This is a genomic window from Thioclava sp. JE_KL1, from assembly GCF_009296265.1.
Lineage (GTDB): Bacteria > Pseudomonadota > Alphaproteobacteria > Rhodobacterales > Rhodobacteraceae > Thioclava.
This window is the reverse complement of the sequence record NZ_WBJS01000004.1, coordinates 235919-261113: the sequence shown is the minus strand read 5'-3', so window position 1 is coordinate 261113 and position 25195 is coordinate 235919. Positions and strand designations below refer to the sequence as shown.

Here is a 25195-nt window from a genome sequence, read left to right as displayed (position 1 = left end):
AAAGGCGCCCGGGGGGTCACCCTCGCGGCGCCTTTTTCATTTCCAGATGCGAGATCGCGAATGAGGCCGCGACGCATCCGGTAAACAGGTACAGCCCCCAAGCCGTCTCGAGGCGCCCGACGCCCACGCCCTTCGCCACCACGATATAGATCGCGATCAGGAAGATATCGGCCATCGCCAGCTTGCCTAAGACGTTCAGCGTCGGCAGCAGGCGTGGCGAGGCCAGATCGAACTGGATCAGCGCAACGCCGATCACCTTCAGATAGGGGGCAAAGAGGGCGAGGAAGCTGACGAGCAGGGCGAGGAACACATCCGTCCGCCAAAGGGTCTGCAACCCGCTGAGCACCGAGATTTCCTCCAACCCGAAGAAGGGCAAGAGCCCCGCGCGCAGAAGCGGCGCGGCCCAGGCGAGGGGGAAGAGAAGCAAGAGCGCCAGATTGGCGTATTTCAGCATCGACCGGCGCTCACCCCTAGGGGCGCTCAGACCCCGTTACGACTTAGATTCTTTCTTCGCGATCGGCACCACATTGGGCTGCGGGCCGTCTTCGATTTCGTAGCCCAGCAGCGGCAGGATGTCACGCAGGTCGCGCTCCAGCAGGCTGAACTCGGCGCTGACCTCGCGCTCTTCGGTCTCGACATCGGTCAGCCATTCGCGCAGCTCCGAGCAGGTCCGGCGGGCGACAGAAATCTGATCGCTCAGCGTCTCGGCCTCTTGCTGGCGCTGTTCGAGGAAGGCGCGCGCGCGTTTGACTTTCTCGGCGGAATAGACCTCAGCGAGATCGCGCGACTGCAGGCTCATCTGCGCGGCCAGTTCCAGAAGTTCGGGCTCCAGCCCGCCCAGATCGGGATGCTGGCGCAGATGGGTGATCCGCTCGCGTACGGCGTCGAATTCACCCGAGAGCGCGAAGACGCCCGCGCGGTCGGACTCGTGGGCGCTGCGATAGGCGCGGGCCACGTCATCCATGCCGACATGGAAGCGGCGGTGGCTGCCTTCGAGCTTGGATACGCGGGAACAGGAGGGCAGATAGAGCAACAGGATCAGCGCCAGCAATGCCGCGCCCACCTGCAGCCAGACACCGAAATCGGGCAGGGCGGTTTCGCCGAATTGCGCCTCGAGGCTGAGCCACGGGATCAGCCCGAGCGAGGCGGCTGTGACCGCGCCGATGGCGGCAAGCGCGGTGATTGCGACAGTGACGGTGAGCGTTTGGCCAATCGCCGTGTTGAAACGGTCTAGATTGGCGCTTCCTACCTGTTCGGTTTGCATGATGTGACCTCCCCCCGGTTCCCATATTGAAGATAGCGGCCAGTTCCGGTCCGAGATTGAGTCTCGTTGGCGGATCAAGCACTTGGGGAGAATGCGCGGAAATTCGCTTGGTTCCGCAGCCTGTGTGTTAACGAAGCGTTTCGATCGGCCCTTCGGCGCGTCCGTGGATGAACTGCTGGACGTAAGGGTCTGAAGTTTCGTCCATTTCCGCGATCGGGCCTTCCCAGCGAATTTTGCCCGCATGAAGCATTGCGACCCGGTCGGCAATCGCCCGGACCGAGGACATGTCATGGGTGATCGTCATCGCGGTCGCGCCCATCTCGGTGACGATCTCGCGGATCAGCTCGTTGATGACGCCCGCCATGATCGGGTCGAGCCCGGTCGTGGGTTCGTCGAAGAAGATGATCTCGGGCTCGGCGGCGATGGCACGGGCAAGGCCCACGCGTTTCTGCATCCCGCCCGACAGTTCCGCCGGATACAGGTCCGCCACATCGGGCGACAGCCCCACCCGGCGCAGCTTCTCGATGGCGATCTCGCGCGCCTCCGCCTTGGGTCGTTTCAGCGCGCCGCGCAGCAAGCGGAAGGCCACGTTCTCCCAGACGGAAAAGCTGTCGAACAGCGCGCCGCCCTGAAACAGCATTCCGAAGCGGGCGAGGAAGGCGTCGCGCTCGCCCTCATGCACGTCGACCCCGTCGAGTGTGATCTTGCCGCCATCGGGCTCGATCAGCCCGAGGATGCATTTCAGCAGCACAGATTTGCCGGTGCCCGAGCCGCCGATGATGACGGTGGATTGCCCCGTCGGCACCACGAGATCGACGCCGCGCAGGACGTGTTTCGATCCGAAACTCCGGGTTATGGCGTCGAGGGTGATCATGCCGAGAAGAAGGCCTCCGTCAGCACGTAATTCGCGGCGAGGATCGCGACCGAGGCGGCGACCACCGCGGATTTCGTGGCCCGGCCCACGCCCTGCGCGCCGCGGCCCGAATTCATCCCGTGATAGCAGCCCATCGTGGCCACGATGAAGCCGAAGGCGGCGCCCTTCACGAGGCCCGATCCCACGTCCCAGAACTCGAGGAAATCCCATGTGTTCTTGAGATAGGTGGCCGAGTTGAAGCCGAGGCGGTTCACGCCGACCATCCAGCCACCCATGATCCCGATCACGTCGCCTACGCCCACGAGCATTGGCACGCAGAGCGTCGCAGCCAGCACGCGCGGCACGGTGAGATATTTCATCGGATTGGTCGAGAGCGTGGTGAGCGCGTCGATCTGCTCGGTCACTTTCATCGTGCCGATCTCGGCGGCGATGGAGGAGGCCACGCGCGCGGCCACCATCAACCCGCCGAGGACCGGGCCCAGCTCGCGCACCATGCCGATTGCGGTGATCGAGGGCACGACCTGTTCGGCCGAGAAGCGCGCGCCGCCCGCGTAGATCTGCAGCGCCAGCGCGGCGCCGGTAAACAGCGCCGTCATTCCCACGACCGGCAGCGACAGCCAGCCGATATTGAGGCACGCAAGCCAGAACTCGCGCAGGTAGAAGGGCGGGCGGAGCAGGTGGCTCAGCGTCTCGCCCACAAAGAGCGACAGCCGCCCCGTCGCCGCCATCAGCGCGAGCGTAGCCCGCCCCAGCGCGGCCAGCGGTCGGCTGAGCGCCGCTGCATTCATGCGGTGGGCTCCGCGTAATTCCGGGCGTAGCGAGGACCGAGCGAGGTCAGGATCTCATAGCCGATCGTGCCCGCCAGATCGGCCAGCGTATCGACGCCCTGATGAGGCCCCAGCAGATCGAGCGTGTCGGGCACCGTATCCAGATCGGTCACATCCACCGTCAGCAGGTCCATCGAGACACGCCCGCGCAGCGGGCAGGGCGTGTCGCCTGCGTAAAGCGCGGTGATGTTCGACAGCACGCGGTGAATCCCGTCGGCATAGCCCGCCGAGAGCGTCGCGATTTTGGTCTCGCGCTCGGCGGTCCAGGTGTTGCCGTAGCCCACGGTCTCGCCGGGTTGGACCACGCGGGTCTGGATCACCGGCAGCGACAGGGTCGCAACATGGCGTGCGTCGTCAAAGGGGCGTCCGCCATAGAGGCCAATGCCGGGCCGCGTCACGTCGAAATGATAGTCCGGCCCCAACAGGATGCCGCCGGTCGCCGAGAGCGAGCGGCTCAGCCCCATCCCGTCGGTCATCCGTTTGAACTCGGCCAGCTGCTTGGCGTTCATCTCGTGGTCGGGCTCGTCGGAACAGGCGAGGTGGCTCATCACCAGCTCGATTCCGCGCTCCATCAGCTGCGGGGCGGTGGCCTGCCACTCGGCCGCCTCCATCCCGAGCCGGTTCATCCCGGTATCGAGCTGCACGCCCACCGGGCTCTCGGGGATCGCCTGCAGATGCCGCTGCGCCTGTTCGGCGGAGTTCAGCATCGGGATCAGCCGCGCGTCGCGCAGGAAACCCGCATCGCCCGCCATATGACCGCCGAGGATGAAGATCCGCGCGTCCTCACCCAGATGCGGGCGCAGCCGCGCGCCTTCCTCGGCCAGCGCGACGAAGAAGTCCCGCGCACCCGCCTGATACAAAGCCGGTGCCACGCGCCCTGCGCCCAAGCCGTAGCTATCGGCTTTCACCACCGCCGCCGTGCGCGTCGCCGCGCCCGATTGCGCATCGAGAGCGCGCCAATTGCTGACCACTGCGTCGAGGTCGATATGAAGATTTGCCTGTGCCATGGCCCCTTTTTCTGCGCACACGGCCTCAGGTCAAGGGCAATCCGCGCAAGCCGCGCGCATGGCTGCGTTTCAGGGAAAGCTGCGCCCGTCTTCCAGCCGCGCAAGGATGGCCTCCGGCCCGCCCTGATGCGCCTCCCAGATCAGCACGGCGCAGGCGGCCTCGGCATAAAGCCCGTTGTCGCGCCCGGCCTGCGGCGCCCAGTCGAAAGGCGAGCCGGGCAGGTCGGCGCGCGGCAGCGCCTGACAGCGCTCGATGCCCGAGCCCGACCCGAGATAGCGCGGGTCGTTCGAGACCAGCACCGAGAGTCCCTCGTCGAACCACGCGGGCATCCGATCGCGCACCTGTCCCAGCACGCCCAGCCGGGCATGGGTCTCGGTATGGGTCAGCTCATGGGCGAGGATCGTCTCGGTCAGCCCGCGCGGGGCCACGCGCACGACGGCCCAAGCCCCGAGCGAATAGGTCACCGCCGCAGCGCCCCGTCCGCCAAGGCGCCTGTCGCAGGCGTCGCTCGTGCAGGCGAGAATGCGGGTATGGGCTTCGCGCGTGGGATAGAATTGGCCGACGGTGTCGCGCGCCGCATCGACCGTCTCGACCAGATCGCGCCGCTCTGCGCGGCTCATCTCATGTTCGACGAAAATGCCCGGCGCGGCCCGGTCCATCCCGAAACAGCGCGGGCACAGCCCCGCTGCCAGCACCGGGTAGAACCACAACAGCGCGAGCAGGCCCAAAAGCCCACCCGCCAGAAGTGCCAATACTGAGACCCGGATCACGCGCCACATGCTCTCAAGATGGCGCAAGCCGCGTCTTTGACCAAGCGTCAGTCGCGCGGGCGGAGAATTTGTCGCAGAGCGCCGTGCAGCGTCTGCACCTCCGAGCGCGTCATCGCGAAACGCGTCCACATGTTGCGCAGGTTGCGCTTCATCATCGGCGCCTTCGCGGGCGGGTGGAAGAAGCCCGCCTCCTCGAGCCGCTGCTCGAAGTGATCGCCCAGCTTCTCGACCTCGACCGCGCTCGCCGGATCATGGCCCGCAAGCCCCGGATCGACCGGCACCGAGTCGAGCGTGTGGCGCGAATATTCATAGGCAGACAGCAGCACCGCCTGCGCAAGGTTGAGCGAGAAGAATTCCGGGTTCACCGGGACCGTGATGATCGCATTGGCGCGCAGGATGTCGTCATTTTCCAGCCCCGTCCGCTCGGGCCCGAAAAGCACGCCGACCTTCTGGCCCGCGACGATGCGTTTGCGCGCCTCCTCCATCGCCGCCTCGGGCGTGTAGATCGGTTTGGGCAATTCACGGCCCCGCGCGGTGGTGGCGAAGACGTAATCGCAATCGGCCACGGCGTCCGCCACGCTGTCATAGACGCCCGCGAAATCGAGCACCTGACCGGCAGCTCCCGAGGCCATCGCCACCGCTTTGGGGTTGGGCCAGCCGTCGCGCGGTTCCACCAACCGCATCTTGCGCAGCGAGAAGTTCAGCATCGCGCGCGCCGCCGCCCCGATATTCTCGCCCATCTGGGGACGCACGAGGATGAAGGCGGGCTGGGCGGGATCGGGAATTTCGGGCGTGTTGGGCATGGGCGGTCCTTTCGCGCCTCTCCTAGTCGCGCAAGCTGGCACTGGCAAGGCCGCGCCGCTTGCGTTAATAGGCGGCCAAGACCCGCAAAGGAGCCTGCCCATGGCCGAAGACCGCCCGCAGATTTACCTGATCACGCCGCCCGCTTTCGACGCCGAGGAATTCGCGCCGAAACTGGCCTCGGTGCTCGATGCGCATGACATCGCCTGCATCCGCCTCTCGCTGGCCAGCCGCGACGAATACGAGATCGGTCGGATCGCCGATGCGATGCGCGAAGTGGCCCATGCCCGTGACGTGGCGCTGGTGATCGAATCCCATGTCGCTCTCGTGGAGCGCCACGGGCTTGACGGGGTGCATTTCACCGACGGTGCGAAGCAGATCCGCTACGGCCGCAAGGAGCTGGGTGACGACGCGATCGTCGGAAGCTACTGCGGCAATTCCCGCCATGAGGGGATGAACGCGGGCGAGGCTGGGGCCGACTATGTCTGCTTCGGCCCGATCGGCGAGACCAATCTCGGCACCGCCGAACCCGCCGAGCACGAGCTGTTCGCCTGGTGGTCGGAAGTGATCGAAGTGCCGGTGGTGGCCGAGGGTGCGCTGACCGAAGAATTGGTCACGAAATTCGCCCCCGTTACCGACTGGTTCGCCTTCGGCGACGAGGTCTGGCGCGAGGACGACCCGGCCGCAGCTCTGGGACGGTTCATCAAGGCGATGTCGTGATGCCGGATTGGCTCGGCGATAGCGACGGCCCGATGGGCGATCACGGCGCTTTCATGGAGAGCGAGCTGCAGGTGCCGCGCGCCGATCTGGCCTCGCATATCCGCCAGCTTCCGGGCGAGCGGCTGCTGATCGGGCTGGTCGGCGGCCCCGGTGCGGGCAAGTCGCATCTCGCGCATGAGCTGGCCGAGGCGCTCGGGGAGCAATCGGCCATCGTCGCGATGGACGGGTTTCACCGCGACAATGACTGGCTCGACACGCGCGGCTTGCGCAACGTGAAGGGCGCGCCGGAAACCTTTGACACAGAAGGGTTTTCGCAGCTTCTTGCGCGACTGAAATCGAGCAGCCAGGACGAACCCGTGCCGACCTTCGACCGCGATCTGGACGCTACCGTTCCGGGCGGCGCAAGCGTGCCGGGCTCGGCGAAATATCTGATCGTCGAAGGCAATTACCTGCTGCTGACGCGGCCCGGTTGGAGCGATCTCTACCCGCTCTTCGATCTCACGATCCGCATCGATCTGCCCGAAGAGGTGCTGCGCGAGCGGCTCACTCAACGCTGGCGCGATCAGGGCTGCGATCTGGCCGAGACGCGCCGCCGCGTCGAGGAAAACGACCTGCCCAATGGCCGCACCATTACGCGCGAAAGCCGCGCCGCCGATCTGGTCGTGCGCGACTGATCTCTTCGGCTTGGCCGAAATATCCCGGGGGGCTGGCAGGGCCAGCGGGGGCAGAGCCCCCTCTTTCTTTTAGGATTGTCGTCCTCCGGAGACGGGGGCAGTGCCCCCTCAACGCTCGGAAATCCTGAGGTAAATGCCGTCCTTACCGCGCACCGTCAGGTGCGCGACGGGGGCCGGTTCGCGGCCCTCGACAGCCTCGAACCGAAACGCCCGTAGCAGCATTGCAAGCACAAGCGGCCCCTCCGCCATGGCGAACCCCGCGCCGGGGCAGACCCGCGCGCCGGAGGAGAACGGGATATAGGCGCGGCGCTGGCAGGCCTTGCCGTTTTCGGTCTCCCAGCGGCTCGGGTCGAACCCGTCGGGGTTGTCCCAGAGCCGCACGTGGCGATGTAGGTGCCACGGTGAGATCACGACCTGACTGCCCGGTTTGACGTCGCGGTTGCGGAAGGTTTCCGGGCAGGTCGTCTCGCGCACGAACATCGGCACGGGTGGATAAAGCCGCATCGCTTCGCGAAAGGTGGCGCGGTTCAACTTCAGCTTGGAAAGCACAGAAAAGTCGGGACTTTCCGCCAGTGCAGTCGTTGCCTCTTCGGCCAGCCGATCCTGCCAATCGGGATGCGTCGCCAGCAGATAGAGCGACCATGCCAGCGCCGAGGCGGAGGTCTCGTGGCCCGCGAGAAAGAAGATCGCGACCTGATCGACCATCTCGGCGGTGCCGAACCGCTCACCGGTTTCGGGATCGGCGGTGGTCATGATCTTGGTCGCGAGATCGTCGGGCGCGATGCCGGCAGCGATCATGGCGGCGCGCTCTGTCGTCAGACGCTCGATCAGTGCGCGGATATGGGTCGCGGTGCGCTTCGTTTCGGGCGCGTGAAACCGCGGAAACCAGCGCGGCAGCGGCAGCAGCGCACCGAGATTGACCACCGGCGAGGCGCGTTGATGACGCTTGAAGGCGGCGAACACGGTGCTGGCGGTCGCATCCTCGATCGGGATCGAGAACAGGGTGCGGAAGATGATATCGGCGGCGACGTGAGAGGTTTCCGTTTCAATATCAATCGGTTCGGCGTCGGTCTTCACCTTCATCCGATCGACGCAAGCCTCGCCCGCCGCCCACATCGCCGGGAAGGTCTCGCGCAGTTTGCCGCCTTCGAAGGCCGGGTCGATGATCCGGCGCTGGCGCTGCCATTGCGCGCCATTGGTGATGAAGACGCTCTCGCGCAGAAGCGGTTTGAGCCCCTCACGCACGCGGTCGGATTTCGGGAAATCCATCGGGCGCTTGTTGAGCACCAGATCGACCAGATCGGGGTCGTTGCACATATAGGAGCGGAAGAACGGCGTGCGGAACTCGGCCATCCAGGCGCGATAAAGGCGCGCGGGCTGGGCCGAGAGGATGTCGGATTTGAACAGCCGGAAATAGCGCCAGAGCGACACGCGATCAGGGCGCGGGGTCGGTTTCGGGGGTAGGCGGGACGGCTGGCTCATGTGACGCTCGTGAACCGGCTCGCGGGCGTCGTGATCCGGCTTTTCGACGGGGCGCGGCCGTGGAAGCGGTCGGCCAGCGTCAGCGGCCCGGCGGTCAGGCGGAAATAGTCGTAATCTCCGGGCCGGTCGAAGGCGCAGAGATATTGAAAATGCAGCCGGAAGAAGCGCCAGCGGAGGGTGCGCCACCGCTCGGGGCTCAGCGTCTGGGTGAAGGCGGCGGAGATCACCAGCGGGTGGATCTGGCCCTCCGGGGCCACGCCCGAGACCGCAACCGGATCGCAGAGCGCGAAGGCGCAGCCATCGCCCGGCGCGGTGACGTCGAGCCAGAACAGCTCGGGCCGGGTGGCGAGGTAGGCGAGATCGGCGCGCAGGCGGGTCGCGCGGGGCAGGTAGCTCACCATCGGGACCACCTGACCGAGCGAGAGGAAGGCGAGCGCCGGGGGCGCTGCCCCCCGGCCTGACGGCCTCCCCCCGGGATATTTTTGCCAAGAGGAAGGGGGGAGGCGGTTTTCGCGGATCAGGTCGGCGAGGATCGAGACGGCGAGATGGGCGCCCGAGGAATGGCCGACGATCAGTACCTCGTCCCAGTCTTCGCGCATCGCTTCTTCGATGCGGGCGGCGAATTCGGCCATGCGGGCCTCCAGCTCGGGCGGGTTCGCGCCGCCCCAGCGCGCGGTGAATGCGTAGTCATGCATCAGGTAATAGGCGAAGAGCTTGCCGTCTTTGGCCCGGAACCAGCGTAGGGTCAGCGTGAGGATCGCGGCGCCGAGGATGAGGCCCGCGAGCCAATCGAGCGGGAAGCCGGGCAGCAGGGCCAAGGCGAGTGCGGCCGCAGCCCAGCCGAGGCCGATCCCGATCAGCGTCTGCGCGATCAGCGCCACGATCGGGTAGAGCGCGGCGATCACCGGGCCTTTGCGGAGCCGCATCAGCCGGAACAGCGCGCCGGAGGCGATATAGGCCCAGGCCGTGCGGATCAGTTGCGCGTAGGTCGCGGGGATCGATTTGCCCATCGATGAGCGCACGATATCCGACCAGACCAGCACCTCGACATCGGCTTCGACGTCGGTGCCGTCCTGGGTGGAGGTGACATGCCAGCCATAGGGGCTGCCTGCGCGTTTCGGGGCCAGCGCGATCTCGTAGCCGGAGATGCGGGCCTGGTCTGCGCCTTCCTTGCGGTAGAGCTCGCGATAGCGGCGGGGATGAATCGGGTCGTAGCCGGGAATGTAGAACACCCGGCGCCTGTGCACCCGCGCTAGAGACCCGCTTGTCATTCACTGCCCTTCCTCGCGGGCAGATTAGCGGCCCTGCGCGGCGAAAGTAAGGAAAATCAGTGCTCTGCGCGCGACCAGCGCAGCTGGTTCGCCTCAATGGCGGCGATGCGCTTTTCGGTCTTGGGGTGGGTCAGCAGCCAGGCGGGCGTGGTCTGGCCCGCGTTCTTCGTCAGCGCGTCGAGCTTGTGGAACAGCGTGACCTGCGGCTCGGTGCCGAAGCCCGCCTTGATCATCAGGGCGGAGGCGAATTCATCGGCCTCGAACTCGTCACGCTGGCTGAGGCGGGCGGCGAGGGCTGCGGTGATCAGGTTGGCGATCCACGGGCCGATGAAGGGGATGAAGCGGCCCAGCACGGTCATCAGCACGGCGCGCAGGGCGTTCTGGCCCGAGAAGTCGATCATGCGACGGCGCGAATGGCCCAAGGCGACATGGCCCAGCTCATGCGCGATCACCGAGGTGAGTTCCTCCGGGGACACTTCGCCGCTGCGATATTTGCGCATGAAGCCTTCGGTGATGAAGACGCGGCCATCGGGGGCGGCGAGGCCGTTCACCGGTTCGATCTGGTAGACATGGACCGGGATTTCCGAGACTTCGAGCGCGGCGGCGAGCCGGTCGAGATAGGGCTCCAGCTTGCTGTCGCGCAACCGGCGCGAATTCCCGTTCAGCTGGCGTTTGAGTTGCCAGGTCGAGAAATGCCACATGGCGAAGCCGTAGAGGACCAGCAGCAGGATGGGGAGAAGGCGCAACAACATGGGATGGATATGGCGGCTCGCAGGCCTGTGATCAAGCGTCGGATTTGGGGGCTTTGGGCGCACGCTTCGCCGCGTGCCACAGCCACCAGCCGAAGGCGAAGGCGGCAGCACCCGCGCCCATCAGCCCCAGCGCGTTGCCCGCAAGCTCGGCAGCGGCGTCCAGATTGGCCCCGAAGGTGATGCCGAGGCCCACATAGGTGGTGACCCAGACCGCTTCGCCGGCGAGATCGGCCAGAGTGAAGCGCCGATGCGCGAAGCCGGACGCGCCGGCGGCGAGGTTCACCCAAGGCCCGAGCGCGGAGAACATCCAGCGGGTGAAGAACACTGTAACCGCGCCGCGTTTGCGCAGGGCGGCCATCGCTTTCGCGACCAGTGCGCCGCGTTTCGTGTCGGGATGGGGTAGGAAGCGCTCGGCCCGGCGGCCCAGCTGGAAGCCCACCTGATCGCCGATCACCGCGCCGGTGAAGGCCGCGCCGCCGACGGTCGCGAGGTCCAGATCGCCCGAGGCCACGAAGGCTCCGCTTGCGATCATCATCAGCGAGGAGGGGGCCGGGATCGCGAGGCAGCTCAGGAAGGTCGTGAGGCCCAGAAGCCACGGCCCGTAGAGCGGCACCTGCGCGAGCAGCCAATCTGAGAGGTCGGAGAAGCTCATTGCTGTGGCTGCGCCTCTTTATCGGCGATCGTCTTGGGCAGGCCGAGCGAGAGTTTGCGGATCAGATCCTGCAGCGGCTCGCCTTTGGCCTTGGCGATACGTTCCAGGGTCGGGCGGCCCGCGCCGACCAGCGCACGCCCATCCTCGATGCCGAGGATCGCGTCGACCTCCTCGATCTCCAGATGCCAGCTGCGCGCGATATAGCCCGGCGTCATCCATTCCTCGGGGCTTTGGTGCAGATGGGCGGGGTCGGACCAGTAGATCGCGCGCGAGACGAACCTTGCGCCGAAGAACAACGACAGCGCGACCGCGAGGATGAAGCCCAGCGAGGCGATCTTGTGATGCCCCCAGAGGTAGCGCAGCCGGTTCATCCGAGCTCCTTCATCGCGGCGGTGATCCCCTCGAGGGTCAGCGGATGCATCCGGTTCTCGAAGATCTCGCGGATGATCTGGATCGACTGCGCGTAGCCCCAGCAGCGTTCCGGGATCGGGTTGAGCCATGTGTGATCGGGCCATTGCTCGCGCGCGCGGGTCAGCCAGACATGGCCCGCCTCGTCGTTCCAATGCTCGTTGGCACCGCCGCGATGGGTGATCTCATAGGGCGACATCGAGGCGTCGCCCACGAAAATGCATTTGTAATCGGGACCATAGCGGTGGAGCACGTCCCAGGTCGGCGTCGCCTCGTTCCAGCGGCGCTTGTTTGATTTCCAGACGCCCTCATAGAGGCAATTGTGGAAATACCAGTGCTCGAGATGCTTGAACTCGGACTTGGCCGCGGAGAACAGCTCTTCGACCAGCTGCACATGGGCGTCCATCGAACCGCCCACATCTAGGAAGAGAACCACCTTCACCGCATTGTGCCGCTCGGGCCGGGTTTTGACGTCGATATAGCCCGCCTCGGCAGAGGCGCGGATCGTGCCGGGCAGGTCCAGTTCCTCATTCGCGCCATGCCACGCCCATTGGCGCAGGCGCTTCAGCGCCACTTTGATGTTGCGGGTGCCCAGTTCCACCGTGTCGTCGAAATCGCGGAACTCGCGCTTGTCCCAAACCTTTACGGCGCGCTGGTGGCGGCTCTCTTTCTGGCCGATGCGGACGCCTTCGGGGTTGTAGCCGTAAGCGCCGAAAGGCGAGGTGCCTCCCGTTCCGATCCATTTATTGCCGCCCTGATGGCGGCCCTTCTGTTCCTCGAGCCGCTTTTTCAGCGTCTCCATCAGGTTGTCGAACCCGCCAAGCGCCTCGATCTGCGCTTTTTCTTCCTCGGTGAGGTGTTTCTCCAGCTGTTTGCGCAGCCATTCCTCGGGCAGATCGACGGCGTTGAGCACATCGTCCGGGGTGATCGCCTCCAACCCCGAGAACGCCTCGGAAAACGCCCGGTCGAACCGGTCGAGGAAACGTTCGTCCTTCACCATCGCGGCGCGGGCGAAATAGTAAAACCCGTCGATATCGTAGGTGCAAAGCCCCGCAGCCAGCCCTTCGAGGAAGCTCAGATATTCGCGTAAGGAGACGGGGACACCGCCGCGCCGCAGAGCATCGAAGAATGGCAGGAACATCGCCGCCCTCCGATTATGCCCAGATGCGGTTGATGATCACGGTGACGAAGAGGCCCACCAGCGCCAGCCCGATCGCATGGACAGCGGCATATTGCGCCCGGTCGAGCTTGTTGCCGCCGCGTTTGCGGGCCTTCCAGTCGCCCCAGATCAGCCCGATCACGACACCTGCCAGAACATACATGCTGCGCCCCCTTACAGTCTTGGTCCGGGCGCGCCCGGTCCGCCTTTTGCGGTCAGTTCACGTGAGCGCCCGCATTGGCGAGGGCCGCCACCTCATCCGCGCGGCGTTTCACCGCCGCGTCAGAGCCAAAGCCATAGCGCGCCCATTGCTGCATGTCGAGACGGGCCTGATGTTCCTTCGTCGCGTCACCCAGTTGGCCATAGGCCTCCGCGCGGATCATGTAGAGCGTGGCCATCAGCGAGGCGTTCTCGCTCGACACATCCGAGGCCAGCGCGCGGTTCACCAGCGTCACCGCCTCCTGCGCGCGGCCCGTGCCAAGCGCGTAGGCCGCCAGCTGCATGTCGATATGGGCGGCCTGAATTTCCGCGCCGGGCGTCGCGCGATAGATCCGGCCCGCTTTCTTATAGGCCGCGACCGCTTTCTCGGGGTCGGTCTTCATCGTCAGCCGCCCGACCGCGAACCACGCAAACGCCGCGCGGCTGTCATGCCAGCCCCGGCTGGTGGCGATCTTGGTGGCGCGTTCGGCAGCGGCGCGGCGGCGCTTGTCGTTCGCCCCTTGGCCGAGCGCGGTGGTGATCGCCTTCACATAGGCGCGCGGCGTCGGATCGGCGGGCAGGGCGTGCATCGAACCGCCCGACGGGTGGATCTTCGACAGGATCGCGGGCAGGGCTGCGCGCACTTCGGCGGGGCTCATGCCGGTATGCAGCGCCGGATCGTAATAGGCGCGCAGGATCGTCATGTCGAATTTGGTCAGGACGGTGTGGAAATTGTCGTCGTTCCAGACCGTGTCGGGCAGGCGGTAGAGATCGTTCACCGGCCCGAGCGCCTGGCTGACCTCCTCATGCAGGCAGTCGCGGATTTCCTGCGGCGTGGAGTCGGCGGGGATGAACACGGTGGCGGATTGGCGCTGCGTCAGCTTGGCCCAATCGCTGGCCTCGTCGCCATGCGAATTGCGGTAATCCGTCCAGCTCTCTACATTCGGCACCACGAAACAGGCGACGTTGGGAACCTCTTGGCGCATCTGTCGTTTGGGTACGAATTGCACAGAGATCGTGTTGGCATTGCCCGGCTCGGTCGAGACGTTCAGCCCCGCCTCGCTCTGTAGCCGGTGGACCAGATGGCCGAGCTCGGTCTGCGCCACGGGCGGCGCGTTGCCTGCGAGCGTGATCGAGACCGGGCCTTCGAACCGGGTGAAACGCGGCAGGGCGCGCCCGGATTCGAGGAAGAAGCTGAGCTCCATGAAGTCGGCGCCCAGATGGCTGTTATCGGGGAGCCGCTCAGAGGGGGGGGCGTTCTTGAGCCCCGGCGCCAGATCGGTCGCGGACAGATCGAGCAGCTGGGCCGTGCCGCGGGCCGTCGTCACTTCAGGGCTGTTGGTCGAACAGGCGGCGAGGGCGCCCGCGATGATCAGCGCAGCAAGCGTGCCCGCCCGCGCCGCAGCACGTCCGGGGGACGCGCCTTTCAGCAGGCCTGAGCGCGGTGCCGTCCCGAGGCGCGTCGGCGCCGGGGAGGCCGCGCTGAGCGGTTTGAATGCTAAGCGCATGGCAGCGTGTGATCCCTGTTCGTTGCCGCAAAGGTACACATACGGGTTTAAGCCCGACCAGTAAATCTTTGCCTTGTAATCGGAATTTTGAGCCTGCGCGCCCTGAAGCGGCGACATCCCGCCGGTTTGCTGCACAGCCAAGGCTGCAAAGCGCTGAGTGAGAGGGTTTCTGTGCGTGGGCGCTCGCATTGATCACGGATCCGCGAATCGCGCGGTGATCATCGCCATTGTCGTGGATTTGCGGACGATTTGTGCCTGCTTGCGCAACAATCGCCGCTGAAACGACCGCAACTCCGGGCTGGAAGAAACGCGATGCGCAAAATGCGAAACGCCCGGAGCGAGCCCCGGGCGTTCGACTGTCTTCGAGGGTCGGATCAGGCGCGGCGACGGCGCCCACCGCGACGCCCACCGACCGAGGAGGTCGCAGCGGCGGCGGAGGCTTCGGCGAAGCTGAGGCCGCCCTCTTTCATCGCGTCGAGCGTCTTCGACAGGCGGATCCACTCCATCCCGTTCGGGTCGTGGTTCATCAGCAGGTTGGCGGCGCGGATCGCCTCCATCTCCTGATTGCGCACCGGGTTCATGATGGCCGAGGTCATGCCAGCGCCGATCGCCATCGGCAGGTAGGCCCCGTTGATCCCGTGGCGGTTCGGCAGGCCGAAGGAGATGTTCGACGCGCCGCAGGTGGTGTTCACGCCCAGCTCGTCGCGCAGGCGGTTGACCAGCGTGAAGACCTGACGGCCCGCGGAGGCCATCGCGCCCACCGGCATCACCAGCGGATCGACGACGATGTCATGCGCGGGGATGCCGAAATCGGCGGCGCGCTCGACGATCTTCTTGGCCACGGCGAAACGCACGTCGGGATCTTCGGAAATCCCGGTGTCGTCGTTCGAGATCGCGACGACCGGCACGTTGTATTTCTTCACCAGCGGCAGAACCAGTTCCAGACGCTCTTCCTCGCCCGTGACCGAGTTCAGAAGCGGGCGGCCTTCGGCGGCTTCCAGACCCGCCTCGAGAGCCGCCGGAACCGAGCTGTCGATGCACAGCGGCACGTCGATCACGCCCTGCACGCAGTTGATCAGGTCGCGCATCAGCGAGGGTTCGACGAAGTTGTTGTCCGCATAGCGCGGGTCTTCGGCCATCTTGTTCGAGAACACCGCGCCCGAGTTGATGTCCAGAACCGTAGCGCCGCAGGCGACCTGCTCGAGCGCGTCTTTTTCGACGGTCGAGAAATCGCCTTGCTCCAGCTCGGCTGCCAGCTTCTTGCGGCCGGTGGGGTTGATCCGCTCACCGATGACGCAGAAGGGCTCGTCAAAGCCGATCACGACGGTTTTGGTTTTGGACTCAAGGACGGTGCGGGTCATTCATGGCCTCTCTGTTCGGCGATCCAATTGGCTGTGGCGGTGATACCGCCCAGCGGGAAGAAATGCACGGCTTCGATATTCGACGGGCAATCGGCGGCCAGATCGGCCAGCAATTCGGTCGGCTCGAAGGGCATGAGCAGCTTGGTCACGTCGCGGGCGCGCTTTTGCAGCACTTTCAGCGAGGGGCCGACGCCGCAGGCGATGGCGAATTTCAGCAGTGTCTGCAGTTTCGCGGGGCCCGCGATGCCCAGATGGACCGGCATTTCGATGCCGTTGGCTTCCAGACGCTTGGCCCAGTCGCGGATCGGACCGGCCTCGAAGGCGAATTGCGTGGCGATCGCCATATCCGCATCGGTGCGGTTCGCGAAATCCTGCTTGAGCTTCAGCGCGGCCATCACCTCGGCCTCGCCGCCATTGGGGTCGATGTCGCGGTTGCCCTCGGGGTGGCCGGCGACATGGAGACGGGCGAAGCCGTCGAACGCGCCGGTTTCGATCATCTGCATCGCGCAGTGGAATTCGCCCTTCGGCTCGGCCACGCCGCCACCCAGCAGCAGTGCCTGCTCGACGCCTGCCTCGCCGCGATAGCGCGCGACCCAGTCGTTGAGCTGCGCCTCGTCGCGGATGATGCGCGCGGGGAAGTGCGGCATCGGCTCGAAGCCTTCGTCACGCAGACGCTTGGCGGTGGCGAGCATCTCCTCGATCGGGGTGCCGTCGATATGAGCGATATAGACGCGGGAGCCCTTCGCGAACAAAGGCGCGAAGCTTTCCACCTTGGCGGCGGTGCGGGGCATCACCTCGACCGAGGCACCCTCCAGCAGAGCCGTCATCTTGCCGTTCACCGGCGGACGAGCCGGGGTCTTGGCCTCGCGGCGGAAATTCACAAGAGCCATGCGCCTATTCTCCCTTACGCGTCGGGCTGGGTGTTCCAGCCGTCATTGGCAATCAACGCACGCAACCGCGCGTCATCATAGTCAGAGAGAATACGCGCCAGCACGGCCTCGGCCGCTTCGGCATCGTCGCCGGGCTCCTCGCCCTCGGGCACTTTGCGCCACTCGGCCAGATAGGCGTCGCTGTCGCGGGCGCCGATCTTCATGGCCGCGCGGTCGATCGCCTGCTCGAACCGTTCGGGCAGCGGTTTCTTGACGCCACGCCGTCCCTTGCCCGCAATGATTTGGGCCGGGATGTCACGCCAATAGACCAAGGTGATCTGTGCCATGCGAATCTCTCCTCGTATGCGCAGAATTGCCCGAAACCGACGCGGGACAGGGTGGATTTTCGACATTCCGTCGCGGCTGAGCGACGTGCCGGTGACTGTGGGGCAGGTGATAGCAGCCGGGCAGGGGGCTGGGCCACCTCTGTGCATCGGAATAATTCGCGCCAAGATCATGAGCGCGGCTCAAGCTGCCTGCGGCACAAACGCCGCGCGGCGATCTGGCACATTCTGTGACGCGCCGCACTGTCTACATCCTCCGGGCAACCCGAAAACAGGCCGCCCCTCTGCTGTGTGGCCAAGACAGAGAGATGATCCGAGATGACCAAGGCCCCCATTCTGATCGCAGCGCTGTTCACCGCGCTTCCCTTCGCCGCCCAGGCCGAGACCCCCGGTGAGCAGTTCATGTCCACTTGGGATCTCGATGGCGACGGCACCGCGACGCTGGCCGAGCTGGAGCAGATGCGCTCGGATGTCTTCGCCTCTTTCGATGCCAATGAAGACGGCAAGCTCGACGCCGAGGAACACGCGGTCTTCGACGAGGCGCGCGCCAATGACGTGGCGGGCTATGAGGGTCAGCAGCGCGCGCAGATGCAGAAGATGGCAGATGGCATGACGATGGCCGCGACCGATGCCGATGGCGACAAGCTGGTGACGCTGGCCGAGTTCCAGACCAGCACGGCCAAGTGGTTCGCCCAACTCGACAAGAATGGCGATGGCGGGATCACCATCGACGATTTCGCGCGCAAGCCCGCACAGTAAGGTCCGCACAGGAATGACAGCACCATGACGCCCGGTCGCCTTGTGATCGGGCGGTCAGGTGCCGGGGGCTGTGACCCGGGGCAGGAACTCGGCGCGGTTCTTTGCGACCTCCTCGGCGATGAAACGCATCGCGGCACGAACGCGGGCGATTTCGTGCAGGTCTTCATGGGTCACGAGCCAGAAGGTGCGGCGGATCTCGATCTCGTCGGGCAGGATCGGCACCAGCTTCGTCGAGTGGCGGGCGAGGAAATCGGGCAGCACCGCGATCCCGCGTCCGGCCTCGGCGACATGCTTATGCGCGAAGAGATTGGTCGAGGACAGGCGCGGCGTGTGATCGCCCAGCGTGACCGAGAGGTAGTCCAGCTCCGGCGTGTAGATCAGCTCGGGGATATAGCCGACCAGCGGGTGCTTCAGCAGATCCTCCTTGCGGTTGATCGCCGAGTTGCGGGCGAGGTAGTCGGGGGAGGCGTAGAAATGCAGCGTGTATTCGGTGAGCTTGCGCGACACGAGCCGACCCTTTTCGGGCCGGGACAGGGTGATCGCGATATCGGCCTCGCGTTTGGACAGCGAGAACAGCCGCGGCGTGGCGACCAGCTGCGCCTCCAGTTCGGGATTGGCCTTGATGAACTCCGCCAGACGCGGCGCGAGGAAGAACGCCCCGAACGCATCGGGCGCGCCGATCCGCACCGTGCCGGACAAGGCATAGAGCGTGCCCGACAATTCGTCCTGCACGCGGGCTGCGACATTCTCGATCTGCTCGGCCTTCGCCAGAAGCCGCTCGCCATGTTCCGAGAGCGCATAGCCGCGCGGGCTGCGCTCGAACAATTGCGCGCCAAGCTGGGTCTCCAGAGATTTGACCCGACGTGATACAGTGGCATGATCGGTGCCCATCGCACGGGCTGCGACGGTCAGGCGACCGGCCCGGGCCACCGAGAGAAAGAATCGGAGATCGTCCCAATCGAAGCTCATTGACGGTCCTTTTTGCGGTCTCGTGTCGGAAAAACGGGTAATATGGGCATTTTCGCACATGCGTTTGGCAATACGTGGCATGGTCGCGTGCATTTTCCCACCTAGCCTTTTGCACATGGCCGGTTTCTGCCTAAGGTGCGTGCACTGACAGGAAGTTTATCGGGTCATCGGGAACCGCGGCGGCGCAAGCACTTGAATGTCCGCCCGTTTCCACGCTGAATTCACTGGCGGCCGCGTTGAGGAGCAGGGACGGCCGCACGAGGAGAAACACAAGATCTTATTCCGGCAGGGACCGCAAAGGCGTCCCGTCGGTGTGCTCTCATGGCGCCGCGCGCCGGGGAGCCAAATCTATCAACCAACGGGAGGAATGTTGATGAAATCAGCTATTTACGCAGGTGTGAGTGCCGCGGCGCTGAGCTTGGCCGCAGGCGGCGCGATGGCGCAGGACGCGATCTCGAACGGCTCCGTGAAAATCGGTGTGCTGGGCGATATGTCCGGCGTCTATTCGACCGGTTTCTCGGGTAAGGGCGCGGTCGACGCGGTCAAGATGGCCGTGCGCGACTTCGGCGGCGAAGTTCTCGGCAAGCCGATCGAAGTGATCTCGGCCGACCACCAGAACAAGGCAGATGTCGGTTCGGCCACCGCTCGCGAGTGGATCGACCAAGAGCATGTCGACATGATCGCCGACCTGACCAACTCGGCAGTGGCGCTTGCCGTGCAGCAGCTCGCCTCCGAGAAGAAGACCATCACCTTCGCCACCGGCGCTGCCACCGCGGCCCTGACCGGCGAGAACTGCTCGAAATACGGTATCCACTACGGCTACGACACCCACGCGCTGCCGGTCGGCACCGCGACGGCCGTTGTGAAGAATGGCGGCGACAGCTGGTACTTCATCACCGCCGACTACGCCTTCGGTCACGCGCTGCAGGACAACACGTCCTCGGTCGTGGAAGATCTGGGCGGCTCGGTCGTGGGCAGCTCGGACGTGCCGCTGGCAACCACCGACTTCTCCTCCTATCTGCTTCAGGCGCAAAGCTCGGGCGCGAAGGTGATCGGTCTCGCGAATGCGGGTCAGGACACCGTCAACGCCATCAAGCAGGCGCATGAATTCGGCATCGTCGCAGGCGGCCAGCAGCTCGCTGGTATGCTCGTGCTGATCTCGGACGTGAAGTCGCTCGGCACCGACGTCGCCAAGGGCCTCCAGTTCACCAGCGGTTGGTACTGGAACATGGATGACGAGAGCCGGAAGTGGAAAGCGGAGTACGAGAAGTTCTCGGGCGGCGAAGCGCCGACCTTCGTGCACGCAGCCGACTACTCGCTGACCATGGCCTATCTCGAGGCGATCAAGGCAGCTGGCACCGACGACGCCGACAAGGTGCGTGAGCAGCTTGGCAAGATGAAGATCGACGACTTCTTCGCCAAGGGCGGCTCGATCCGTTCCGACGGTCTGCTTGAGCACGACATGTACCTGCTCAAGGTGAAGGACGGCGGCGAAGATCCGTGGGATGTGGCCGACGTGGCGCGCACGATTCCGGGCAACGAGGCCTATGCCTCGCTCGAAGCGGGCGGCTGCAAGCTGGTCAACAAGTGATCTGAACAAATCCTTGGCGCAGGGCGGCATTGCGACCGCCCTGCGCCTGCGTATCAGTCCGAAAGCGAGACCATGAGCGACGATATCATTCTCGAGGCCAAGAACCTGACCAAGAGTTTCGGCGGCTTCGTGGCCGTCAATGACGTGAACCTGCGCATCAAGCGCGGCGCGATCCACGCGATCATCGGCCCGAACGGCGCGGGTAAGACGACGATGTTCAACCTGCTGACGAAATTCATCACGCCCACTTCGGGCAAGATCCTCTTCAACGACCGCGATATCACCAATCGCAAACCCGCAGAGATCGCCAATATGGGCATCGTGCGGTCGTTCCAGATTTCCGCCGTTTTCCCGCACCTGACGGCGCTGGAGAACGTGCGCCTCGCGCTGCAGCGCTCGCTGGGCGTGAGCTACCAGTTCTGGCGTTCCAAATCGGTGCTGCATGACCTCGACGCGAAAGCGGTCGCGGCGCTCGATCAGGTGGGCCTGAAGGAGTTCGCCCACCTCAAGGCGGTGGAGCTGCCCTACGGGCGCAAACGCGCGCTGGAGATCGCGACGACGCTGGGGCTGGAGCCCGAGCTGATGCTGCTCGACGAGCCGACCCAAGGCATGGGCACCGAGGACGTGGGCGCCGTGACCGAGCTGATCGGCCGTGTCCGCGAGGGGCGCACCATCGTGATGGTGGAGCATAACCTCGGCGTCGTGGCCGAACTGGCCGACACGATCACCGTGCTTGCGCGCGGCGAAGTGCTGGCCGAAGGGCCCTATTCCGAAGTGTCGAAGAACCCGGCTGTCATGGAGGCCTATATGGGCGTCTCCGCCGACGAGCAGGAGGAGGTCGCATGAGCACCGAAACGATGATCAAACCGATGCTCAAGATCGAGAACCTGCATGCATGGTATGGCGAGAGCCACGTCCTGCACGGGATCAATCTCGAACTGGGCGAGGGGCAGCTGATCACCCTTCTGGGCCGCAACGGCGCGGGCCGTTCGACCACGCTGCGCTCGATCATGGGCATGGTCGATCGCCGCGAAGGCTCGATCAAGATCAATGGCGAGGAGTTCCTGACGAAACCCACGCACAAGATCTCGCCCGATGCGCGGATCGGCTATTGCCCCGAGGAGCGCGGCATCTTCGCCTCGCTCAATGTCGAGGAAAACCTGATGCTTCCGCCGAATGTGGGCGAGGGCGGCATGTCGGTGGAGGAACTCTTCGAGATGTTCCCGAACCTCGCCAATGTCCGCAAGCGGATGGGCACGCGGCTTTCGGGCGGCGAACAGCAGATGCTGGCCATCGCGCGCATCCTGCGCACCGGCTCGCGGCTGCTGCTCCTTGACGAGATCACCGAGGGTCTTGCGCCCGTGATCGTGAAAACCCTCGGCCGCGTGATCCGCGACCTGAAATCGCGCGGCTATACGATCGTTCTGGTGGAGCAGAACTTCCGCTTCGCCGCCCCGCTCGCCGACCGCCATTACGTCATCGAACATGGCGAGGTGATCGACGTGATCGAAGCCGATCAGGTCGAAGCCTCGATGGACCGGCTGAACCATTACCTGAGCGTGTAACGAGAAACCGGGCCGGGCTCAGGCGCCCGTGACCCGACAGGGAGGACAACCCCGATGGATCCGATGATCCGACTTATTCTTGCCCAGGGGATGCTGGGCCTAAACAACGGCGTGTTCTACGCGATGCTGAGCCTCGGGCTCGCGGTTATCTTCGGCCTCTTGAACGTGGTCAATTTCGCGCATGGCGCGCTCTATATGCTCGGCGCGTTCCTCGCGCTGATCCTGTATTCCTACGTCGGTCAGTGGATTGGCATGGCGGACCTGCATATCGGCTTCTGGCCGGCGCTGATCCTCGCGCCGATCCTGGTGGCCTGTTTCGGGATGCTGATCGAGCGCTTCTTGCTGCGCAGGCTCTATAAACTCGACCCGATCTACTCGCTGCTGCTGACCTTCGGGATCACGCTGGTGCTGCAAGGCCTGTTCATCAACTTCTTCAACGCGTCGGGTACGCCCTATCCGGGGATGCCGGAGAGCATGAAGGGCGTGACCAATCTCGGCTTCATGATGTTCCCGAAATACCGCCTCTTCGTGATCGTCTTCTCGATCGTGGTCTGTTTCGTGACCTGGTTCGTGATCGAGCGGACCCGGATCGGCGCACGGCTGCGCGCGGGCACCGAGAACCCCGAGCTGGTGAAAGCCTTCGGGATCAACGTGCCGCTGATGGTGATGCTGACCTTCGGCTTCGGCACCGGCCTTGCGGGTCTCGCAGGGGTGCTGGCGGCGCCGATCTACTCGGTCAGCCCGCTGATGGGCGCGAACCTGATCATCGTGATCTTCGCGGTCGTCGTGATCGGCGGCATGGGCTCGATTGCGGGGGCGGTAATCACCGGCTTCTCTCTGGGTCTGATCGAGGGCGTGACCAAGGTCTTCTATGCGCCCGCTGCGAATACGGTGATCTTCCTGCTGATGGTGATCGTGCTTCTTGTGCGCCCGTCGGGCCTCTTCGGACGTCAAGGGTGAGGGTGAAGACATGAGCAATACGACAAGTACGACGAGCGAAATCGGCGAATTCGAACAGGAAGACGTCAGCCCCGAGACCCATAAGCGCGGCCGCATTGTGCAGGCGGTGTTCTGGGTGGTGCTGCTGGGCTTCCTCGCAGTCGCCCCGTTCTTCCTTTACCCGGTTTTCGTGATGCAGCTGCTGTGCTTCGCGCTGTTTGCGGCGGCTTTCAACCTGCTGATCGGCTTCACCGGCCTGCTCAGCTTCGGCCATGCCGCTTTCTTCGGGGGCGCGGCCTATGTGGCAGGCCATGTGCTGAAGGTCTGGGGTTTCCCGCCGATCCTCGGTATCATCGCGGGCACGCTCGCAGCCGCTGCGATGGGCTGGGTCGTGGGCTCGCTCGCGATCCGCCGGCAGGGCATCTACTTCGCGATGATCACGCTGGCGCTTGCGCAGATCGTGTATTTCTTCGCGCTGCAAATGCCCTTCACCGGGGGCGAGGATGGCCTGCAGGGCATCCCGCGCGGCAACCTGCTGGGCATCTTCAACCTCAGCGATCCGATCACGATGTATTACTTCGTGGCGGCCGTCTTCATCGTCGGCTTCCTCGCGATCTACCGCATCGTGCATTCGCCCTTCGGCCAGGTGCTGCAGGCGATCCGCGAGAACGAGCCGCGCGCGCTGTCGCTCGGCTATAATGTCGACCGGTTCAAGCTGCTGGCATTCGTGCTATCGGCGGGTCTGGCCGGGCTCGCAGGCTCGACCAAGGCGCTGGTGTTCCAGTTCGCCTCGCTGACGGATGCGCATTGGCAGATGTCGGGCGAAGTGATCCTGATGACGCTGCTGGGCGGCATGGGCACGATCTTCGGTCCGGTCGTGGGCGCGTTCATCGTGGTCACGCTGCAGCACTTCCTGTCGGGCATTGGCTCGTGGGTGCAGGTCGTAATCGGCGGCACCTTCATCGCCTGCGTGCTGCTGTTCCGCCGCGGCATCGTCGGCGAGATCGCGCGTCTGCTGCGCATTTCGTCGCTGTAAAACTGGCGTGGCGGGGGCTTTGCCCCCGCTCGCTTCGCGAGCCCACCGGGATACTTTCACAAGCCCGAAGAGAGGCCGCGACTTTAAGGTCTGGGCGCGCGCAGGGCGCGCGGGTTCACCGTCGCCCAATCCGGCCAGTACCCCAGCTTTTCAATGACAACGATCGCGATCACGGCCAGCGCCACGACGGCCACGATCTTCACCTGCGTCATCGACGGTGGGCGACGTGCCCACCGCGCCATGCGCAGCAGCCACGTGTAATTCACGAAGCATCCTTGGTGAAGCGCACCTTGCCGATGAAGGGCAGGTTGCGATTGCGCTGTGCGAAGTCGATGCCGTAGCCCACGACGAATTCGTCGGGGATCTCGAACCCGGTCCAGGTGGCGCGCACATCGACCTCGCGCCGCGAGGGTTTGTCGAGCAGGGCGCAACATTCGATGCGCCCCGGTTTGCGCGCACGCAGCATGCCCATCACGTGATGCAGGGTGAAGCCGGTATCGACGATGTCCTCGACCACCAGCACGTCGCGCCCCTCGATGCCTGCGCGCAGGTCCTTGAGGATGCGCACCTCGCGCGAGCTGGTCATCGCGTCGCCGTAGCTGGAGGCTTCGAGAAAATCGACCTCAACCGGCAGGTCGATCTCGCGCACCAGATCGGCGATGAACACGAAGGAGCCGCGCAAGAGGCCCACGACCACCAGCTTGTCGGTGCCCTTGAAGGTCCGGGTGATCTCGGCTGCCAATTCCTCGACCCGGGCCGCGATCTGCTTGGCCGAAATCATCTGGTCGATCACATAGGGGCGCTGCGTCATGATGTCGGGCCTCGAAACGGGTTGTAGGGCTTGAACTCGGGCTTAGCTTTAGCGCATCAAGAGGCGCAAGAAAACGGGAGAGACATGCCTAAGCATCACGAGAACCGGGTCATGCCCTATAGCGCGCAACAGATCTACGATCTGGTGGCCGATGTGGGGAGCTATCCGAAATTCCTGCCGTGGAATTCGGCAGCCCGCGTGCGCACGCGCGAGGAACGCCCGGACGGCTCTATCCTGATGCTGGCCGATCTGGTGATCTCGTTCAAAGTGTTCCGCGAGAAGTTCGGCTCGCGCGTGGTGCTGCATCCCGACGAGCATCACATCGAGACCGAATATCTCGACGGGCCGTTCAAATACATGCACAGCCATTGGCGGATGAGCGATCGCGACGATGGCTCCTGCGAGGTCGATTTCCATGTCGATTTCGAGTTCAAGAACGCGATCCTGCAGGGCGTGATCGGGGTCGTTTTTAACGAGGCGATGCAGCGGATCGTGCGCGCCTTCGAGAAGCGCGCCGAGGAGTTGTATGGGCCGAAGGGCTGAGGGATCCTCGCCTAGGTGCCACGAAAAAGGCCGCCCGTCG

Annotated in this window: 30 protein-coding genes; 9 read left to right on the top strand and 21 right to left on the bottom strand. The window is 64.9% G+C overall.

Annotation, left to right across the window (positions count from 1 at the left end):
• Positions 1–16: 16 nt before the first annotated feature.
• The 7 genes from F8R15_RS09095 to F8R15_RS09065 all read right to left on the bottom strand — a co-directional run bounded on the left by F8R15_RS09095 (position 17) and on the right by F8R15_RS09065 (position 5546).
• On the bottom strand, positions 17–454 hold the full coding sequence (locus F8R15_RS09095) for a paraquat-inducible protein A (protein WP_152844352.1): 438 nt from the start codon (positions 452–454) through the stop codon (positions 17–19).
• Between the two features lie 36 nt (positions 455–490).
• Positions 491–1264 carry a DNA repair protein gene (locus tag F8R15_RS09090; RefSeq protein WP_216644118.1) on the bottom strand — a complete coding sequence of 258 codons (774 nt, stop codon included), beginning with the start codon at positions 1262–1264 and terminating at the stop codon, positions 491–493.
• A gap of 127 nt (positions 1265–1391) precedes the next feature.
• Complete coding sequence (locus tag F8R15_RS09085; protein WP_078520813.1) at positions 1392–2138, bottom strand: ABC transporter ATP-binding protein; 747 nt, start codon at positions 2136–2138, stop codon at positions 1392–1394.
• On the bottom strand, positions 2135–2926 hold the full coding sequence (locus tag F8R15_RS09080; RefSeq protein WP_078520812.1) for an ABC transporter permease: 792 nt from the start codon (positions 2924–2926) through the stop codon (positions 2135–2137). Before F8R15_RS09080 ends, F8R15_RS09085 begins: the two co-directional genes overlap by 4 nt.
• The gene (gene alr / locus F8R15_RS09075) at positions 2923–3972 is read right to left on the bottom strand and encodes an alanine racemase (RefSeq protein ID WP_152844350.1); all 1050 of its coding nucleotides are present in this window, start codon (positions 3970–3972) and stop codon (positions 2923–2925) included. The genes F8R15_RS09080 and alr overlap by 4 nt, the downstream gene beginning before the upstream one ends.
• A gap of 69 nt (positions 3973–4041) precedes the next feature.
• Entirely contained in the window at positions 4042–4770 is a 729-nt protein-coding gene (locus F8R15_RS09070; protein WP_152844348.1) for a hypothetical protein, read from the bottom strand.
• A gap of 20 nt (positions 4771–4790) precedes the next feature.
• Positions 4791–5546, bottom strand: coding sequence for an RNA methyltransferase (locus F8R15_RS09065; protein ID WP_134332660.1), 756 nt, complete (start codon positions 5544–5546; stop codon positions 4791–4793).
• A gap of 100 nt (positions 5547–5646) precedes the next feature.
• Here F8R15_RS09065 and F8R15_RS09060 point away from each other — a divergent pair, with 100 nt between their 5' ends.
• The gene (locus F8R15_RS09060) at positions 5647–6264 is read left to right on the top strand and encodes a thiamine phosphate synthase (protein WP_078520808.1); all 618 of its coding nucleotides are present in this window, start codon (positions 5647–5649) and stop codon (positions 6262–6264) included.
• The gene (locus F8R15_RS09055) at positions 6264–6938 is read left to right on the top strand and encodes an AAA family ATPase (protein ID WP_152844347.1); all 675 of its coding nucleotides are present in this window, start codon (positions 6264–6266) and stop codon (positions 6936–6938) included. Before F8R15_RS09060 ends, F8R15_RS09055 begins: the two co-directional genes overlap by 1 nt.
• A 108-nt stretch (positions 6939–7046) precedes the next feature.
• Here the strand turns inward: F8R15_RS09055 and F8R15_RS09050 are convergent, their stop codons facing one another.
• From F8R15_RS09050 to F8R15_RS09005, 11 genes are all read right to left on the bottom strand, one after another.
• Positions 7047–8420, bottom strand: coding sequence for a cytochrome P450 (locus F8R15_RS09050; protein ID WP_152844346.1), 1374 nt, complete (start codon positions 8418–8420; stop codon positions 7047–7049).
• Positions 8417–9691 (bottom strand): hypothetical protein, encoded by a 1275-nt coding sequence (locus F8R15_RS09045; protein WP_152844345.1) that lies wholly within the window; start codon positions 9689–9691, stop codon positions 8417–8419. The genes F8R15_RS09050 and F8R15_RS09045 overlap by 4 nt, the downstream gene beginning before the upstream one ends.
• A 56-nt stretch (positions 9692–9747) precedes the next feature.
• On the bottom strand, positions 9748–10440 hold the full coding sequence (locus F8R15_RS09040; RefSeq protein ID WP_078521041.1) for a M48 family metallopeptidase: 693 nt from the start codon (positions 10438–10440) through the stop codon (positions 9748–9750).
• A gap of 34 nt (positions 10441–10474) precedes the next feature.
• Positions 10475–11095, bottom strand: coding sequence for a DedA family protein (locus F8R15_RS09035; RefSeq protein WP_152844344.1), 621 nt, complete (start codon positions 11093–11095; stop codon positions 10475–10477).
• Positions 11092–11466 carry a hypothetical protein gene (locus F8R15_RS09030; protein ID WP_152844342.1) on the bottom strand — a complete coding sequence of 125 codons (375 nt, stop codon included), beginning with the start codon at positions 11464–11466 and terminating at the stop codon, positions 11092–11094. Before F8R15_RS09030 ends, F8R15_RS09035 begins: the two co-directional genes overlap by 4 nt.
• The gene (locus F8R15_RS09025) at positions 11463–12644 is read right to left on the bottom strand and encodes a VWA domain-containing protein (RefSeq protein ID WP_152844341.1); all 1182 of its coding nucleotides are present in this window, start codon (positions 12642–12644) and stop codon (positions 11463–11465) included. The genes F8R15_RS09030 and F8R15_RS09025 overlap by 4 nt, the downstream gene beginning before the upstream one ends.
• A gap of 13 nt (positions 12645–12657) precedes the next feature.
• A complete protein-coding gene (locus F8R15_RS21445; RefSeq protein ID WP_165756950.1) occupies positions 12658–12825 on the bottom strand; it encodes a hypothetical protein in 168 nt (55 codons plus the stop codon).
• A 52-nt stretch (positions 12826–12877) separates the two neighbouring features.
• Positions 12878–14368 (bottom strand): DUF2927 domain-containing protein, encoded by a 1491-nt coding sequence (locus F8R15_RS09020; protein ID WP_152844340.1) that lies wholly within the window; start codon positions 14366–14368, stop codon positions 12878–12880.
• 374 nt (positions 14369–14742) lie between these two features.
• Complete coding sequence (locus F8R15_RS09015; protein WP_078540773.1) at positions 14743–15729, bottom strand: methyltetrahydrofolate cobalamin methyltransferase; 987 nt, start codon at positions 15727–15729, stop codon at positions 14743–14745.
• A complete protein-coding gene (locus F8R15_RS09010; RefSeq protein WP_152844339.1) occupies positions 15726–16619 on the bottom strand; it encodes a methylenetetrahydrofolate reductase in 894 nt (297 codons plus the stop codon). The genes F8R15_RS09015 and F8R15_RS09010 overlap by 4 nt, the downstream gene beginning before the upstream one ends.
• A gap of 14 nt (positions 16620–16633) precedes the next feature.
• On the bottom strand, positions 16634–16945 hold the full coding sequence (locus tag F8R15_RS09005) for a virulence factor (protein ID WP_078550182.1): 312 nt from the start codon (positions 16943–16945) through the stop codon (positions 16634–16636).
• Between the two features lie 315 nt (positions 16946–17260).
• Here F8R15_RS09005 and F8R15_RS09000 point away from each other — a divergent pair, with 315 nt between their 5' ends.
• Positions 17261–17701, top strand: coding sequence for an EF-hand domain-containing protein (locus F8R15_RS09000; RefSeq protein ID WP_152844338.1), 441 nt, complete (start codon positions 17261–17263; stop codon positions 17699–17701).
• Positions 17702–17755: 54 nt separating this feature from the next.
• Here the strand turns inward: F8R15_RS09000 and F8R15_RS08995 are convergent, their stop codons facing one another.
• Complete coding sequence (locus F8R15_RS08995) at positions 17756–18670, bottom strand: LysR family transcriptional regulator (protein WP_152844337.1); 915 nt, start codon at positions 18668–18670, stop codon at positions 17756–17758.
• A 373-nt stretch (positions 18671–19043) separates the two neighbouring features.
• On the opposite strand from F8R15_RS08995, the gene F8R15_RS08990 reads away from it, so the two are divergent.
• The 5 genes from F8R15_RS08990 (at position 19044) to F8R15_RS08970 (ending at position 23801) form a co-directional block, all read left to right on the top strand.
• Positions 19044–20261, top strand: a complete 1218-nt coding sequence (locus F8R15_RS08990; RefSeq protein ID WP_152844336.1) for an ABC transporter substrate-binding protein — start codon at positions 19044–19046, stop codon at positions 20259–20261.
• 72 nt (positions 20262–20333) lie between these two features.
• The gene (locus F8R15_RS08985) at positions 20334–21107 is read left to right on the top strand and encodes an ABC transporter ATP-binding protein (RefSeq protein WP_078540781.1); all 774 of its coding nucleotides are present in this window, start codon (positions 20334–20336) and stop codon (positions 21105–21107) included.
• An 11-nt stretch (positions 21108–21118) separates the two neighbouring features.
• Positions 21119–21826 carry an ABC transporter ATP-binding protein gene (locus F8R15_RS08980; protein WP_216644120.1) on the top strand — a complete coding sequence of 236 codons (708 nt, stop codon included), beginning with the start codon at positions 21119–21121 and terminating at the stop codon, positions 21824–21826.
• A gap of 63 nt (positions 21827–21889) precedes the next feature.
• A complete protein-coding gene (locus F8R15_RS08975) occupies positions 21890–22786 on the top strand; it encodes a branched-chain amino acid ABC transporter permease (RefSeq protein ID WP_232621600.1) in 897 nt (298 codons plus the stop codon).
• Positions 22787–22796: 10 nt separating this feature from the next.
• A complete protein-coding gene (locus F8R15_RS08970) occupies positions 22797–23801 on the top strand; it encodes a branched-chain amino acid ABC transporter permease (RefSeq protein ID WP_152844335.1) in 1005 nt (334 codons plus the stop codon).
• 83 nt (positions 23802–23884) lie between these two features.
• On the opposite strand, the gene F8R15_RS08965 is transcribed toward F8R15_RS08970, so the two are convergent.
• Positions 23885–24067 carry a hypothetical protein gene (locus F8R15_RS08965; protein WP_078550189.1) on the bottom strand — a complete coding sequence of 61 codons (183 nt, stop codon included), beginning with the start codon at positions 24065–24067 and terminating at the stop codon, positions 23885–23887.
• Positions 24064–24612, bottom strand: a complete 549-nt coding sequence (gene hpt / locus F8R15_RS08960) for a hypoxanthine phosphoribosyltransferase (protein ID WP_152844334.1) — start codon at positions 24610–24612, stop codon at positions 24064–24066. The genes F8R15_RS08965 and hpt overlap by 4 nt, the downstream gene beginning before the upstream one ends.
• Positions 24613–24696: 84 nt before the next feature.
• Here hpt and F8R15_RS08955 point away from each other — a divergent pair, with 84 nt between their 5' ends.
• Positions 24697–25155, top strand: coding sequence for a type II toxin-antitoxin system RatA family toxin (locus F8R15_RS08955; RefSeq protein ID WP_152844333.1), 459 nt, complete (start codon positions 24697–24699; stop codon positions 25153–25155).
• Positions 25156–25195 lie beyond the last annotated feature (40 nt).